Below are 13,382 nucleotides of genomic sequence, written 5' to 3' on the forward strand. Positions count from 1 at the left end.
CGCGATGCGCGGTTTCTCGGACGGGCCCGTGGCAAGACCACGAACGGCGTTGCCAACGGAGACATCAGCGTTGCCCGATGTGCTGGGAACGTGTTCCTGTCGACAGCGCGCATCGCGCGCTGTCGCCCCGGGTCCAGCGCTTGCGCTGGTCCGGGTCCAGGGGTGGACAACCCCTGGTCGGGTCCGGGGTGAAACCCCGGCGCTACGCTACCCTGTGAACTCCGCTCTCACGGGATCCACGACTCCGTCAAACACTCCCCTGCGATGCACTGCTCGTAGGCTTCGAGCAGCTTCCGGCCTTCGGTCGCGTCGGCCGAGTCGTCGCAGGCGGTGCAGTCTCCGATCGTCCCGCAGAACTTCACGCAATCGCGGTAGGCCCCGCATCGCGGGTCGGCTTCGCATGCCTTCTGGTAGCCCGTGCAGTCGCCGTTGTTCATGAACGTCCGGCAGAGATCGTAGTCCTGCGGGTAGAACGCGCAGGGCGGCGAGCACATCACGTCCTGTGCGCAGTTCACGAGCGCGAGGTGTTGATCTTTTCCGGAGGGGAAGCGGTCCTGGCAGTACACGAAGCATGCGCCCTCGTCTGGGGATCCCGTGGCGCTGAGGTTTGCGCACACGGTCTCGATGCATGCCTCGATGCTGCGGCAATCGGGCCCGCATGCTTTCTCGGCTTGCCCGCACGTCCCCTCCAGACACTCGTCGCACTGGCTCCAGGGCCCGTCGTTGGCGCTTGGCCCGGGGCCGGGACCGAAGCCGTCTGGATTGGTGCCGCCGTCGTCTGAACCCGATCCGGGCGGGACCACGCAAACGTTGCTGATGCAACGCAGCGGCACTGCGCAGTCGTCGGTCTTCGTGCAGCTATCGCCGGGGAAGCCGGGGCGCGGCTCGAGTGCCTCGTCCTCCTGGCACCCTGCTGCGCCCGCGATCCACGCGAGCACGAGCGGCGCGCCGAGCAACGACAGAAACGCCCACCGCGCACGCGAACGAGAGAAACTGCTGGCCGCCTTGCCGCCTCGATCCATGCCCCGACCATGCCACGAGGACGGCTCGGGCGGAACGGGGACGATGGGGTTGCGCCCTACGGCGCGAGGACCTCGGCGATCCGCGACAGCCGCTCCAGATCGTGGATGTCGTACGGGAACGCTGGCACGTGCGCGAGCAGGCTCCCGCCTGAGGCCTCGTCCTCCAGCGCTGCTTCGAGCCCTACGAGATGCAGCGCGTCGAGCTTGCCCATGCGGCTCTCGTCCTCCGCGGCGCGCCGCAGCCGCGCCGGCGCATCGGGCCCGAGCGAGATTGCGCTCTTTGCGAGCGCCGCCTCCACCTCCGCCACGTCCGGCACGCGCCCGTATGTCGGGTGCACGCGGTTCACCACGAACGCGTCGCGCCGCATGTCCTGCTCGCGCAGTCGGTCCGCGAAGAACATCACCTCGCGCACTGCGAGCGGGTCCGGCGTCGTCACGAGCACGTACGCGACGTCGGGCCCGCGCAGCGCGGTGCTCACCGCGTCGGCGCGCTTCTTCCATCCGCCGAAGACCGAGTTGATCTCCGCGATGAACGCCGCCATCTGCTCCAGGAACCCGCTGCCCGACACCTTGCCGATGCCGCGCACGATCGCGGCTGCGCTCTTCGCGAGCACGTTCAGCGAGAACTTCCCCGAGCTCTGCACGGCCTGCACGAGCCACCGCGTCGCGGCGCTGTCGATCGCGCCCACGAGCCGCTCCGGCGCGTCGAGGAAGTCGAGCGCGTTTGGCGTCGGCGGCGTGTCGAGCAGGATGAGGTCGTAGCTCGGATCGCCCTTCGTCGCGTAGAGCTTCTCCATCGCCATGTACTCCTGGGTACCGGCGAGCGACGTGGAGATGTACTTGTAGAGCACGTTGTTCAGGATGCGATCACGCTGCTCGGCGGAGGGCGCGAGCTGCGTCACGAGCGAGTCGAACGTGCTCTTCGTGTCCAGCATCATCACGGTCATCGAGCCCGTGACGGGCACGCCGGCCTGCGCGAACAGGGCCGGGTCGATCATCTGCGCCTCGGTCTTCATCTCCTCGATGCCGAGGCTCTGCGACAGGCGCCGCGCCGGATCGATCGTCAAGCAGAGGACGCGTTTCCCGCGGCGCGCCGCGGCGAGGCCGAGCGCTGCCGTGGTCGTCGTCTTGCCGACCCCGCCGCACCCTACGACGAGGAGGACCCGCCGGGAATCGAGGAGCTTGCCGAGCCCGCCGGGCGTGGACGAACGAGAATCCGAGGCTGCCACGGCCGGCCCTTTAGCACGGCTCGGGAGATTCGGGGATGACGGAAAGCGCTCAGGCTGCCCGCAGAATTCGCCGGCATCCCGCCGCCGCGCGGGCGACGTAGGCCGACCGGTCGTCCCCGCCCCCGCGAACCGCGAGCAACGCCTCGGCCGCGCCGAGCGGCAGGGGGCTCACGAGGACCTCGCGCGACAGATCGGCGATCCGCGTGCCGACGGCCGCGGTCGTGGGCAAACCGGGCTCGGCGAGCAGCGGCGCGTAGGCGGCGAGTTCCTCGCACACGGGCCACGAACCGGCGCCGGCGACGAGACAGCCTCGATCGTCGACCAGCACGAGGGCTTCGAGCTTCCCCTCGCTGCGCGCGACCGAGAGCTGGTAGTGCAGCGCCGTGATCGGATCGTCGCTCCTCCGCCTGCGGCGCTCGGCCCCGAGCGACGACGGCGGGGCCTCCATGGGATCCATCCTCAAGAGACAACCTCCTTGCCCCAAAAGGGTCGCCCGGACGCGCCCGTGGGGTCCACTTTCCGGCGAGATCCCGTTCCTGTATGCTCCGCCCCCGGCGTGATCGTCACGCGTTCGAACGGAGGCGGTTTTCCATGGGACTCATCGAAAAGCGGCTCATCAAGGAAGCGAAGGAGTCCTGGCTTCCGGACGAGCAAAAAGCCATCCAGGACGCCGCCGGCGCGCCCGTCGTCGTGGATGTCGACTGGCCGACCTTCGAGACCGACGAAGCCGCGCTGAAGAACGTCCAGCACCTCGGCGTCCGCCTGCTCGCCAACGCCTTCCGCGTCATCTGCGTCGACGACCTCGGCAAGGAGGCCGTCCGCGAGGGCGTGAAGCGTATCGTCGTCACGAACCTGAAAGACGGCACCGCCTCCGTGGGCCTGAAGGACGGCGTCGTCACCCTCGCGTGTGTGTTCGGCAAGGGCTCCGACGGCTGCCTCAGGGATCTCGACATCGCCAAGGTCATCACACGCGCCCTGTAAAAACCCGCGGTTCCCCGTCCTGCCGTCCGCGACGGCGTCCCATCACCGCGCAACCCGCTCAAAAACTGCTAGGTTCGCGCGGCGCGTGATGACGGGGTACATCGACCTTCACTGCCACTGGGTGGTCGGCATCGACGACGGCGTGAGGACCGTCGCAGACAGCCGCGCCCTGCTCACGGGCCTCGCGGGCGCCGGGTTCGGCAAGGTCGTCGCCACGCCGCACATGCGCCCTGGGATGTTCGACAACACGAAGAGCGACCTCGCGCGCGCCTACGAGGCCACGCGAACGGCCCTCGCGGACGCGCCCGGCCTGCCCGAGCTCGCGCTCTCCTCGGAGCACTTCTTCGACGACGTCGTCTATGAGCGCCTCATGCGGGGCGAAGCGCTCCCCTACCCCGGCGAGCGCGCCGTCCTGGTCGAGCTCTCCCCGCGGGCCTTTCCCGCGCGCCTCGCGTCTCGGTTCGCCGACCTCAAGCGGAAGAAAAAACTCCGGCCCGTGCTCGCGCATCCGGAGCGGTACGAGCCTGTCTGGGACGACCGGACCGTGCTCGATCCGCTGCTCGACGGCGGCGTCGTCCTTCTGCTCGACGTCGCTTCGCTCGTTGGCAAGTACGGCCGGGCGACGCGCAAGTGCGCGGAGGCGCTGCTTTCAGAGGGGTACTACTACGCGGCGTGCAGCGACGCCCATGGCCCGCGGGACGTCGAGGACGTGGCGGCGGGCATCGAACACCTCCACCGGGCGCTCGGCGTGGCGGAGGCACGCGACATGCTGATCGAAGGACCGCTTTCCATCCTGGAGGGCCGGGTCGACTCGTGAAAGGGACACGCATCGTGCAGGAGCTTCTCAAGAAGATCGAGGATCGTAGCGCGCACATCGTCGTCGTGGGCATCGGCTACGTCGGGCTGCCGCTCGTCGTGGAGTTCGCCCGGGCCGGCTTCTCCGTCACCGGCTACGACAAGGATCGCGAGAAGGTTCGGCTGCTCGGCCAGGGCGAATCGTACATCGGCGACATCCCGTCTTCGGCGCTCGCGCCGCATGTCGCGGCGGGCCGCCTGCGCGCCACGACCGACCCCGACGTCCTCGGCTCGGCGGACGCGATCGTGGTCTGCGTCCCGACGCCACTCAACAAGACCAAAGACCCCGACATGCGCTTCATCTTGTCGGCGAGCGACGAGATCGCGGAGCACCAGCACCCGAACATGCTCATCGTGCTGGAGTCGACGACGTACCCTGGCACGACGCGCGAAGTCCTGGTCCCGAAGCTCACGGCCGGCCGCTACGAGCTCGGCAAGGACGTCTTCATCGCGTTCAGCCCCGAGCGCGTGGATCCGGGCAACAAGACGTACGGCACGCGCAACACGCCGAAGGTGCTCGGCGGCGCGACGCCCGGCTGCCTCGAGGTCGCGATGGCGCTCTACGGCAAGATCATCGAGACCGTGGTGCCCGTGTCGAGCACGGACGCGGCCGAGATGGTGAAGCTCCTGGAGAACACGTTCCGCGCGGTGAACATCGGCCTCGTGAACGAGGTCGCGCTGATGAGCCGGAAGCTCGGGATCGACGTCTGGGAGGTCATCCGGGCGGCAGCCACAAAACCGTTCGGCTTCATGCCGTTTTTCCCGGGCCCGGGCCTCGGCGGGCACTGCATTCCGATCGACCCGCTCTACCTGTCGTGGCGGATGCGGACGCTCAAGTATCAGGCGCGGTTCATCGAGCTCGCGGACACGATCAACAGCGCGATGCCCGAATACGTGGTGCACCTCGTGCAGCAGGCGCTGAACGGCGAGCGAAAGGCGGCGAATGGATCGAAGATCCTGGTGAGCGGCGTGGCGTACAAGCGCGACGTGGCCGATTACCGCGAGTCGCCGGCGTTCGACATCATTCACCAGCTCCAGGGCCTCGGGGCCGAGGTGCGGTATCACGATCCGTACGTGCCCGAATGCGATGAAGGCGGGATCGTGATGCGCTCGGAGCCGAGCACCGTGGCCTACGGCGAATACGACGCGGTCGTGATCGTGACGGATCACGCGTCGGTCGATTATGCGCGGATGCTGCGAGAGGCGAAGCTCGTGGTCGATACGCGGGACGCGCTGCGGAAGGTCGAAGGCGACAAGGGGAAGGTCGTGCGGCTCTAGAACATCTAGCGCCCTCCGGGCGCTTGCGGCGGGCAGCCGTGCTCTGTGACGTGCCACTTCCCACCCGAGCAAACCGCGCTCGTCCCGCAGCAGGTCGTCCCGCAGGACACGCCCTCGGGTGCGCAGCGCTCACCTTCGGCGAAACCAGCACCACATCCGCCGGAGGTCAATTCGTTGCAGCGCCACACGAACTTGGGCGGTGGCACCTGCCGGGGCACGCCGCTGCACGGCTGCGGCGGCGCGTCGACGTGGTAGCTGCACGCCGTGGCTCCGGAATAGAGGCAAATAGGGCTTTTCTCGAGCGGCGTCTTCGGAGCGCGGTCCCGCTCCGGCTCCGGGGCGCAAGCGCCGTCCCGATGCGCGTCCGTGCACGCCACGGGTAGGGCCACGCGCCACTTCCCGAGGTGGCAATCGTATACGGTCCCGCACCCCAGGGACGAGGCATACGTACAGAGCCGACCGGCGGAACCGCAGGCGCTCTTCTCCGTGGGCGCCGCGGCGGGGCAGCCCTTTTCGACCGGGACCGGCGTATCCGCGCGCACCCTCTCTTCGGCGGATGCAGAGACGACAGGCGCGCCCGATGCCTGAGGCGCGGGCGCGCCCGATGGCTGAGGCGCGGGCGCGCCCGATGGCTGAGGCGCGGGCGCGCCCGAAGCGCAAGCGAAGGCGCCCGCGGAGAGCGTGACGAGCACGTGGAGTGGAACGAGCGCACGGCGCCAGGTCATAGGCCGGCGAGCTTGGACAAACGGGCGGGAGAGGTCAAGCGTGCAGCGGGGTCAGCGGGGAGCGCAGTGGGGCTTGCGTTTCCGGGACGAACTCGGCCAAGCTTGCCGCCCCCCTGCCGTGCCTGTCGCCCGAGGAACCTCATGAAGACGTCGCTCGACCACCTGCCCGCCCGCAAGCAGGAGGAGCTCCGCGCGATCACCGAGATCCTCCGGACCGGCGCGCCCCTGGAGATGCTGATCCTGTTCGGCAGCCACGCCCGCGGCGACTGGGTGGAGGATCCGGAGCACGGTTACTTCAGCGATTACGACCTGCTCGCGATCGTGAAGAGCCCGAAGCTCGCCGAGGACACGGCGCTCTGGTCCGAACTCGGGACGAAGGCGCGTGAGGTGTCGGGCGAGGCGCCGATCACGTTGATCGCCCACGATATCAAGTACGTGAACCGCGAGATCCGCGCCGGGAACTATTTCTTCGGCGACATCCGGAACGAGGGCGTACTCCTGTACGACGCGCGGAAGCACACGCTGGCGCGGCCGAGAGAGGCCACACCCAAGGAGCGCGCCGCGAGGGCGGAGCGGAATTTTTCGTATTGGTTTGAGAGCGCGACCGGCTTTCTCGAAGGGTTCGAGTTCTATACCAACAAGGGCCGCAATGCTCACGCTGCATTTCTGCTGCACCAGGCAGCAGAACGGCTCTACGTCGCCGTAAGCCTCGTGTACACGGGATACAAGCGCAAATCGCACAACCTGGAGGAGCTCGACGAGGAGGTCGCGCTGCTGCACCCCGATTTGCGCGGAGCGCTCCCGCGGACGACGCCCGAGGACAAGCACCTCTTCGAGCTGCTCCGGCGCGCCTACATCGACGCCCGGTACGACAAAAGTTATCGCGTCACGACGGAGGAGCTCGCCACCCTGGGCAAGCGGGTGCGGGCGCTCGCGGCCGTGGTGGAACGGGTATGCCAGGAGAAAATGGCCGGGCTACTCGCGTCGGCGGGCAGGGCCGGATAGCGGCAGTTAATCGCCGCGACCGGACTCGTCGGGCCCCACCGCTTCGCGCGCGGTTGCTTGGGTTGAGGTCTCGACGACGCGCGTTGCAGCTTCGTCGAGGAGGTCTGCCTCCGCTTCGAGCAGGGCGGCTTCTTCGTGCCGGCCGTGTGCCCGGAGCCCCCGAGAGTAGGCGCGGAGCGTCACCGCCAGTTCCTCTGCCGAGGCCGCGCCTTCCCGCTTCAGCCGCAACGCTTCCAGGAACATTGGCTCGGCCTCGGCCCAGCGCCCATTGTCGCACAGGCCGCACGCGAGCTCGTGGAGGGTGATCCCACGGCTGGTGGCGGTGTCGCCTCCCTCCTCCCCCAGCCGGAGCGCCTCGCGGAAGAGCGGCTCGGCCTCGGCCCAGCAACCATTGTCGCACAGGCCGCATGCGAGCTCGTGAAGGGTGATGCTGCGGCTGATGGCGGTAGCGCCTCCCTTTTCTTTGAGCCGGAGCGCCTCGCGGAAGACCGGCTCGGCCTCGGCCCAGCGACCATTGTCGCTCAGGCCGCACGCGAGCTCGTGGAGGGTGAGCCCACGGCTGGTGGCGGTGTCGCCTCCCTCCTCCCCCAGGCGGAGCGCCTCGTGGAAGAGCGGCTCGGCCTCGGTCCAGCGACCATTGTCGCGCAGGCCGCACGCGAGGTTGTGGAGAATTATTCCATGGATTTTGGCGTTGGCACCTCCCTCTTTTTGAAGCGAGAGCGCCTTGCGGAAGAGCGACTCGGCTTCAGCCCAGCGTCCTTCCAGGTGAAGCATGCGCGCCGCGGCGAGCCAGTAGTAACTCCGGGTCACCATCGTCACGCCCGGTTCGTCGAGGCGGCTTTCCAGCGCTTGGAGCTCGGTACGTGCACGGCCGAGCTGCCCCTCGTTGAGCCATTTGAAGATCGCGAAAACGTCGGCACGCAAGCGATCCTTCGCAACCGGTTGGGCCGCCGGATCCAGCCATTTCATGACGCGTCGTGCGCCATGGGCTGGTCTCGCCTCCGGGTACGCAAGCCGCTGGACGCGCTCGCGCAGCAGCTCACGCACGAACTCCTCCGACAGGAACCTTGCCCAGAGGATGATCTTCCGGTCGCGCACCAGCATCCGGCCGCGGAGCGATGCGAGTACGTTCGTGCGCTCGGGCTCCTTCATGGCCGCGGCGAACCCTTTCTCTCCGCGCAGCGCCAAGACAACCAAGCCCACGACCTCGCCTCCCGGCATCGTGTCGAGAAGCCGGCCGAGAATACGCCGGTAAATGGCATCCCGCTGGTTTTCGCGCGCCACGTTCTCTGCATGGACATCGAGCAACGCGTTGTACGTCTCAATCACGAGAATCGGATTGAGGAGCGTCTGGACGAGAGGCTCAACGAGCTCGATCCCATCCGGGCGCAGCCCGAGCTCGCGGACCATCTCCTCGTAGATCTCCTCCGCTGTCGTCTGCACGAGCCGCCCAATCTCACCGAGCTTCCCCAGGCGCTCGTTGGCCACGGGAAAGTCGCTCGTAATGGCCACATGCTGAAAGCCCTGGAGCTCCGGCTGCGCGAGGACGTCGTTCAGATCGACGTCGGGGCGCCGCACCTTCACGACGACGAGGAACTCGTCGGATCCGTGGCGCTCGCGCAGGTTGCGCAGAAACTCCCGGTCCGCATCAACGATGCTGCGATACCACTCGACCTCAGCGCGACGAAGCGTGTCCTCCCCTAGAATCTGCTGGTAAAACGCGAGCAAAATCTCGCGGTCACTCTCCACGAGCCACGACGGCAAAAAGAGCGGAAAGGTATCAGCGGGGTAGAGACGGACCTTCTCACCCGTGGCCGTCCGCAGGCCGATGAGGTGCAGCGCGCGCATACCTCGGGCTCAGAGGTTCGCGCGCACGCTCGGGCGCAGCAAATCGAGCACCGGCTGCATGCGGTACCCCAAGGTGGGCTGGAAGCGGTGCTTCGGGAGCAGCACCTGGAGCTTCACGAGGTCGTCGATCTCCTGCTCGGTCATGCCGGGCGCCTTTCCCGGGTCCGTCTTGGCGCACCCGCGAAGAAGGTCCTCGCGCAGGAGCGTCACCTGAGGCCGTCCTCCATCGCAGCGATCCACGGTCTCGGCCAGACGGCGCACGAGCTCCGGGTCCGCGCCATTGAAGGGATCTGCCGTGAAGACGAGGCGGGCGAGGCTCCCCGGATCGGTCCAGTTCGCCGGCGGCGGCCACGGCTGCGAGCGCATGAGACCGTGCACCCACTTGAGAAAAACCAGGGGATTGCCGGTGCACGCAGCGAGGCGGTGGACGGCGGACCAGTCGGTGTCCAGCGGAAATTGCTTTTTCACCGTCTCGGTCGCCGCTTCGAGCCGCCGGCGAACGAGCTCGAACAGCACCTCGGCTGTGAGCGGCTTCAGGTCGATCTTCTCGGTCGCCTCCCTGGCGACGTTCTCCACGAGGGCCTCCGTCCGGAAGTGCACGAGCGAAACGCAGGGCCGAAGATCGAGGACGTGGCGGAAGAGCATCGCCACGTCTTCCTCGTGGTCCGTGGGGAGCGCCTGATCGAGGTCGTCGAAAAAGACGACGACCATCCAGCGCGAGTCGTCCTCGGCGAGGCGCTCCAGGGTCGCCGTGATGGCCGCGTGGAGCAGCTCGTCGGTCACCGTCAGCGAGAGCTGGACCGCCTGCCCAACGCTCCGTGTTTCCTCCCAGGTGAGCTTGCTCTGGAGCTTCAACAGCAAGTCCGCGCCGAGCGACGCGTCTACGCCGTACCGCCGACCGACCGTATCCGTCTGCGAGCGGTTGATCTGGCTATGGTTCGCGAAGAGCGCGAGTTGATCGAGGACGCGGGCGATACCCTGGCGCTTGAACCTCTCCGCACGCGGCTTGATCGCCTCGACGAGCTCGTTCGCGAACCGGTTCAGGAAGGGCCTGTAACGAAGGCCGCGGCTGTCGATCGTGAGGCAGACGGCATGGTCGGGGTGCTTGTGCGCGAAGCGAGCCAGCGCCGCCCGCGTGAAGATCGACTTCCCGACGCCCCGCGCTCCCGTGATCATGAAGTGCGCACTGCGAAGCTGCGCCTCACGGAGCTCTTCGAGCCGCCGCACGAGGTCGTCGAGTTCCTCCTCGCGGTTCACGAGCAGCCCTGGATCCGTGCTGATCGGCTGGAGCCACGCGGCGTTCACTCGGCTGGGCGGCATGAGGACCTTCCTTCCACGAGATCATTCTGTCGGCATGCCTCGGCTTCGGCCAAGCCAACGTCGCAGGACGCCGGCCAGCGCCGGGGTTCCTGCACAGACGGCCCGCCGACCCGCCGTCCCGGCTATACCACCATGACACCCCCTTCGCGAGCGCCCCGCCTCGCCCCTCGCAGTTCGCAACCTCCCCGCCGCCGCCCCCGCCCCGCCTTCCTCAAACCTGACCCCTCATCCCTTCCCGCCCCCTCCACCCTTCCCCGACGACACCTCCCTCGCCTTCCCCCCCACCACGCCTTTCCCCGCCTGAAACCCGCCTCCCGTCCCGCCCGCCTCGCCTTCCCCCGCAACGACCACGCGCAGCGAACGTATGCCGGCCCTCCACTTTCATTCTGAAACCTGTTCCTTGGCCCACCCTTCCTGTGTTACACAGGCCACCTTCTCCACGGAGGTACCATGAGCAAAGTCTCCAAGATGGTTGCCGATCGTGCAGCCATCGCCCGCGCCGTGCAGGGCGCCGCTGCGGTGCACGGCCCGGAGGTCGCCGGCGAGCTGGAAAGGCTCCTCTTCCCCGGCGGCGCGCCCGACAAGGTCACCGTCGCCGATTTCCTCGCCGCCCTCGGTGATACCCTCGGCCGGTACGTCGCGTCCCTCGAAACCGCCGATCGCGCCCACGCCGTCGAACTGGCCGACGACGATGGCTATCGCGCCGCACGTGACGAACGCGTCGCCGAGCTGAAAAACGTGTATGCCTCGCTCCGCGAGCTCGTCGTCCGCAGTTATGGTCCCGCCCTCGCCGACGCGTATGGGCTCAATAGCGCCCTGCCCGAGGATCCGCAGCTCCTCCTCGGCCTCGCTGGCAAAGCCGAGAAGCTCCTGCGCGAGCGCCCGCTGACCGAGCAGCCCAAAATCAAGAGCCTGACGCTCGCCCCGATCGCCGCCGCCGACGACCTCGCGTTCGCCATGACCGCGCTCCGCTCCGCCCTGCACGACGTCGAACGCGAAAAACGCGAGGCGCAGCTCACGCAAAATGCAAAAGACGAGCTGATGGCTCGCTGGGGGAGCGTTTATCCCGGCGTCGCCGACACCCTGGCCGGCCTCTTCACGCTGGCCCGGCGGCCCGCCCTCGCCGACCGCGTGCGCCCCACCGCCCGCCGCCGCGCCGGCCTGCCCGAGGTCGAGGACGCGGCTGCCGTTCCGCCGGGCGCGGAGCCCGAAAAGGCATAGGCGGGGGACGACTCGGCTCGGCTCGATCCCATCGGTCGAGCCCCCCCCATGACGCGTCCACGTCGGCTGCAATACCGCTTGACCTCCGTAAAGCAAGCCAGTTAGTCTGGCAACATCGCCTGGGGCGGCCCGAGCGTCGGGGTGGGTGGTTCGACGCTCGATGGCCCCGAGCGCACGGCACACGCGATGAGGGGGGGAAAGATGAACCAGTTTTTCGACGTGCGTATCGGGCGCGGATAACCGCGCGCGCTCGGCATTGCATCGACGCCGGTCGGCGTCGCGGATCGTCGGTGTTCGTCGGTGAAACGACGCGAGGCACACCCTCGCCGTCCGGAGGTGAGTCATGGGGGTTTTCGAGATGAGCTTTTTGGAATATCAATGCAGGCGCGCGGCCGATCGTATCGAGAGGATCGCTCGTACCTGGACCATCAACACGGCCAACACGGTCGTTTACATCCTCTCTTTCGGCGAGCACGTCCTGCATGAAGGACGTTATGCGCGCCTCCGGGGCATCTGGTCGAACTGGAGCCGTAGCTTCGAGAGCCAGCCGGCGTCCTTCGAGACCCCGGAGACGGAAGAGGAGATCTGCCGTATCGTCAGGGAATCGACGCGGCTCCGGGCGGTCGGCGGCGGGCACACCTTCAATGCTTCTCCGCTGACGAACGGGACGATGCTCTCGCTCGACCGGTACACGAAAGTCCTTTCGATCGACGAGGTGACGCGCAGGGTCCGCGTGCAGACGGGCATTCGCCTGCGCGATTTGACGGCCGTATTGCTCGACCATGGCCTCGCGCTCTCGGTGCAGGGATCGACCGACGCGCAGAGCCTCGCCGGGTTGCTCTCGACCGACATTCATGGAACCGGGCGCGACGACGGGTTCTTGTCCTCGAACGTCCTCTCGCTCCGCCTCGTCGACGCCGAGGGCCGCGCGCGGACGCTTTACCCCAAGGACGAGATGTTCCACGCGGCGCTCGGCGGCCTCGGCGCGTGCGGGGTCATCACCGAGGTCGAGATCCAGTGCGAGTCGGCGTACAACCTCCGCAAATCAGTCGAGATCGTGGAGCGCGACTGGGTCACGAAGAACATCGATGCGATCCTGGAGGAGCACAAACATGTGAGCTTCTATTACATCGGCGGCGTCTACACGGAGAGCGTCCGCATGAACGTCTGGGATCGGACCGTGGAGCCTCCGACGTCGCTCTACCGGCTGCACAAGATGCGGCTCGAGCTCACCGACATGCTGGTGTCGGGTTATGCGCTCGGCCTCGCGAAGCTGCTCGACCTGTCGGACCTCGTGGCGAACCTCGGCCTCGGCTTCATGCGGCTCACGATGAACGGGCACTCCACCGTCTACCCCGCGCGCGAGGGTTTTCCGCGCAAACTTTTTTATCGCCACGACGAGCTCGAATACGGCGTCCCGTACGACGCGCACCAGGCCTGCCTCGACGAGGTGTTCGCGTACCTCGAAGAAAAGCGGTTTTTGACGATCATCGAGGTCCGCTTCACGCCGGACAAGTCGCAGAGCCTCCTCGGCCCCGGCGTGGGCCGCCGCACCTGCTTCATCGAGCTCGCGCCGAGCCTCTCGGTCGACTCCACGAAGGTATTCGCCGACGTGGAGGAGATTCTGTGGAAGCACGGCGGGCAGCTCCACTTCGGAAAGGCGACACGCGCCGGCGCGAAGGAAATGGCCGCGATGTACGGGGAACGCTTCACCCGCTTCCAGAGGGCGCGGCACGCGGCCGATCCCAGAGGAAAGTTCGTCAACGATTTCATCGCGCGCCTGTTCACGGACGTCGCGCCGGCCCAGCACACCGAGACGGCCACGAGCGGCGCCGAGCACGCCGCGCCGATCCCTGCGTTCCAGCCGATCACGGCATGACCGACGCGCGGCGCTTCCC

The 13,382-nt window shown here is 67.7% G+C and carries 12 protein-coding genes; 6 read left to right on the top strand and 6 right to left on the bottom strand.

Annotation, left to right across the window (positions count from 1 at the left end; genetic code table 11):
• Positions 1–227: 227 nt before the first annotated feature.
• Genes QHF84_RS44280 through QHF84_RS44290 form a run of 3 tightly spaced genes read right to left on the bottom strand, consistent with a single transcriptional unit; the run spans position 228 to position 2,699 of the window.
• The gene (locus tag QHF84_RS44280) at positions 228–1,022 is read right to left on the bottom strand and encodes a hypothetical protein (protein ID WP_281319648.1); all 795 of its coding nucleotides are present in this window, start codon (positions 1,020–1,022) and stop codon (positions 228–230) included.
• A 56-nt stretch (positions 1,023–1,078) separates the two neighbouring features.
• Positions 1,079–2,251, bottom strand: a complete 1,173-nt coding sequence (locus QHF84_RS44285; protein ID WP_281319649.1) for an ArsA-related P-loop ATPase — start codon at positions 2,249–2,251, stop codon at positions 1,079–1,081.
• Between the two features lie 49 nt (positions 2,252–2,300).
• On the bottom strand, positions 2,301–2,699 hold the full coding sequence (locus tag QHF84_RS44290; protein ID WP_281319650.1) for a hypothetical protein: 399 nt from the start codon (positions 2,697–2,699) through the stop codon (positions 2,301–2,303).
• A gap of 143 nt (positions 2,700–2,842) precedes the next feature.
• Here QHF84_RS44290 and QHF84_RS44295 point away from each other — a divergent pair, with 143 nt between their 5' ends.
• The 3 genes from QHF84_RS44295 to QHF84_RS44305 all read left to right on the top strand — a co-directional run bounded on the left by QHF84_RS44295 (position 2,843) and on the right by QHF84_RS44305 (position 5,365).
• Positions 2,843–3,232 carry a hypothetical protein gene (locus QHF84_RS44295; RefSeq protein WP_281319651.1) on the top strand — a complete coding sequence of 130 codons (390 nt, stop codon included), beginning with the start codon at positions 2,843–2,845 and terminating at the stop codon, positions 3,230–3,232.
• An 88-nt stretch (positions 3,233–3,320) separates the two neighbouring features.
• The gene (locus tag QHF84_RS44300; RefSeq protein WP_281319719.1) at positions 3,321–4,049 is read left to right on the top strand and encodes a CpsB/CapC family capsule biosynthesis tyrosine phosphatase; all 729 of its coding nucleotides are present in this window, start codon (positions 3,321–3,323) and stop codon (positions 4,047–4,049) included.
• A gap of 14 nt (positions 4,050–4,063) precedes the next feature.
• The gene (locus QHF84_RS44305; protein ID WP_281319652.1) at positions 4,064–5,365 is read left to right on the top strand and encodes a nucleotide sugar dehydrogenase; all 1,302 of its coding nucleotides are present in this window, start codon (positions 4,064–4,066) and stop codon (positions 5,363–5,365) included.
• A 5-nt stretch (positions 5,366–5,370) separates the two neighbouring features.
• On the opposite strand, the gene QHF84_RS44310 is transcribed toward QHF84_RS44305, so the two are convergent.
• Positions 5,371–6,090, bottom strand: a complete 720-nt coding sequence (locus QHF84_RS44310) for a hypothetical protein (RefSeq protein ID WP_281319653.1) — start codon at positions 6,088–6,090, stop codon at positions 5,371–5,373.
• Positions 6,091–6,231: 141 nt separating this feature from the next.
• Here QHF84_RS44310 and QHF84_RS44315 point away from each other — a divergent pair, with 141 nt between their 5' ends.
• Positions 6,232–7,095, top strand: coding sequence for a HEPN domain-containing protein (locus tag QHF84_RS44315; RefSeq protein ID WP_281319654.1), 864 nt, complete (start codon positions 6,232–6,234; stop codon positions 7,093–7,095).
• Between the two features lie 6 nt (positions 7,096–7,101).
• Here QHF84_RS44315 and QHF84_RS44320 read toward each other — a convergent pair whose 3' ends face one another.
• Together QHF84_RS44320 and QHF84_RS44325 are read right to left on the bottom strand one after the other, a co-directional pair.
• Positions 7,102–8,943, bottom strand: a complete 1,842-nt coding sequence (locus QHF84_RS44320; protein ID WP_281319655.1) for a tetratricopeptide repeat protein — start codon at positions 8,941–8,943, stop codon at positions 7,102–7,104.
• 9 nt (positions 8,944–8,952) lie between these two features.
• Complete coding sequence (locus tag QHF84_RS44325) at positions 8,953–10,263, bottom strand: ATP-binding protein (protein ID WP_281319656.1); 1,311 nt, start codon at positions 10,261–10,263, stop codon at positions 8,953–8,955.
• Positions 10,264–10,713: 450 nt separating this feature from the next.
• Between QHF84_RS44325 and QHF84_RS44330 the strand changes: the two genes are divergently transcribed.
• A complete protein-coding gene (locus QHF84_RS44330) occupies positions 10,714–11,484 on the top strand; it encodes a hypothetical protein (RefSeq protein WP_281319657.1) in 771 nt (256 codons plus the stop codon).
• Between the two features lie 358 nt (positions 11,485–11,842).
• Positions 11,843–13,363: a D-arabinono-1,4-lactone oxidase gene (locus QHF84_RS44335; protein ID WP_281319658.1), complete on the top strand. Its 1,521-nt coding sequence runs from the start codon at positions 11,843–11,845 to the stop codon at positions 13,361–13,363.
• Positions 13,364–13,382 lie beyond the last annotated feature (19 nt).

The organism is Polyangium sp. y55x31 (assembly GCF_029946505.1).
Classification (GTDB): Bacteria; Myxococcota_A; Polyangia; order Polyangiales; family Polyangiaceae; genus Polyangium.

Coding starts and splice junctions, on each gene's coding strand:
- QHF84_RS44315 (WP_281319654.1), top strand. CDS start 6,232: ATGAAGACGTCGCTCGACCACCTGCCCGCCCGCAAGCAGGAGGAGCTC.
- QHF84_RS44335 (WP_281319658.1), top strand. CDS start 11,843: ATGAGCTTTTTGGAATATCAATGCAGGCGCGCGGCCGATCGTATCGAG.
- QHF84_RS44330 (WP_281319657.1), top strand. CDS start 10,714: ATGAGCAAAGTCTCCAAGATGGTTGCCGATCGTGCAGCCATCGCCCGC.
- QHF84_RS44310 (WP_281319653.1), bottom strand. CDS start 6,090: ATGACCTGGCGCCGTGCGCTCGTTCCACTCCACGTGCTCGTCACGCTC.
- QHF84_RS44290 (WP_281319650.1), bottom strand. CDS start 2,699: ATGGAGGCCCCGCCGTCGTCGCTCGGGGCCGAGCGCCGCAGGCGGAGG.
- QHF84_RS44320 (WP_281319655.1), bottom strand. CDS start 8,943: ATGCGCGCGCTGCACCTCATCGGCCTGCGGACGGCCACGGGTGAGAAG.
- QHF84_RS44325 (WP_281319656.1), bottom strand. CDS start 10,263: ATGCCGCCCAGCCGAGTGAACGCCGCGTGGCTCCAGCCGATCAGCACG.
- QHF84_RS44280 (WP_281319648.1), bottom strand. CDS start 1,022: ATGGATCGAGGCGGCAAGGCGGCCAGCAGTTTCTCTCGTTCGCGTGCG.
- QHF84_RS44295 (WP_281319651.1), top strand. CDS start 2,843: ATGGGACTCATCGAAAAGCGGCTCATCAAGGAAGCGAAGGAGTCCTGG.
- QHF84_RS44300 (WP_281319719.1), top strand. CDS start 3,321: ATGACGGGGTACATCGACCTTCACTGCCACTGGGTGGTCGGCATCGAC.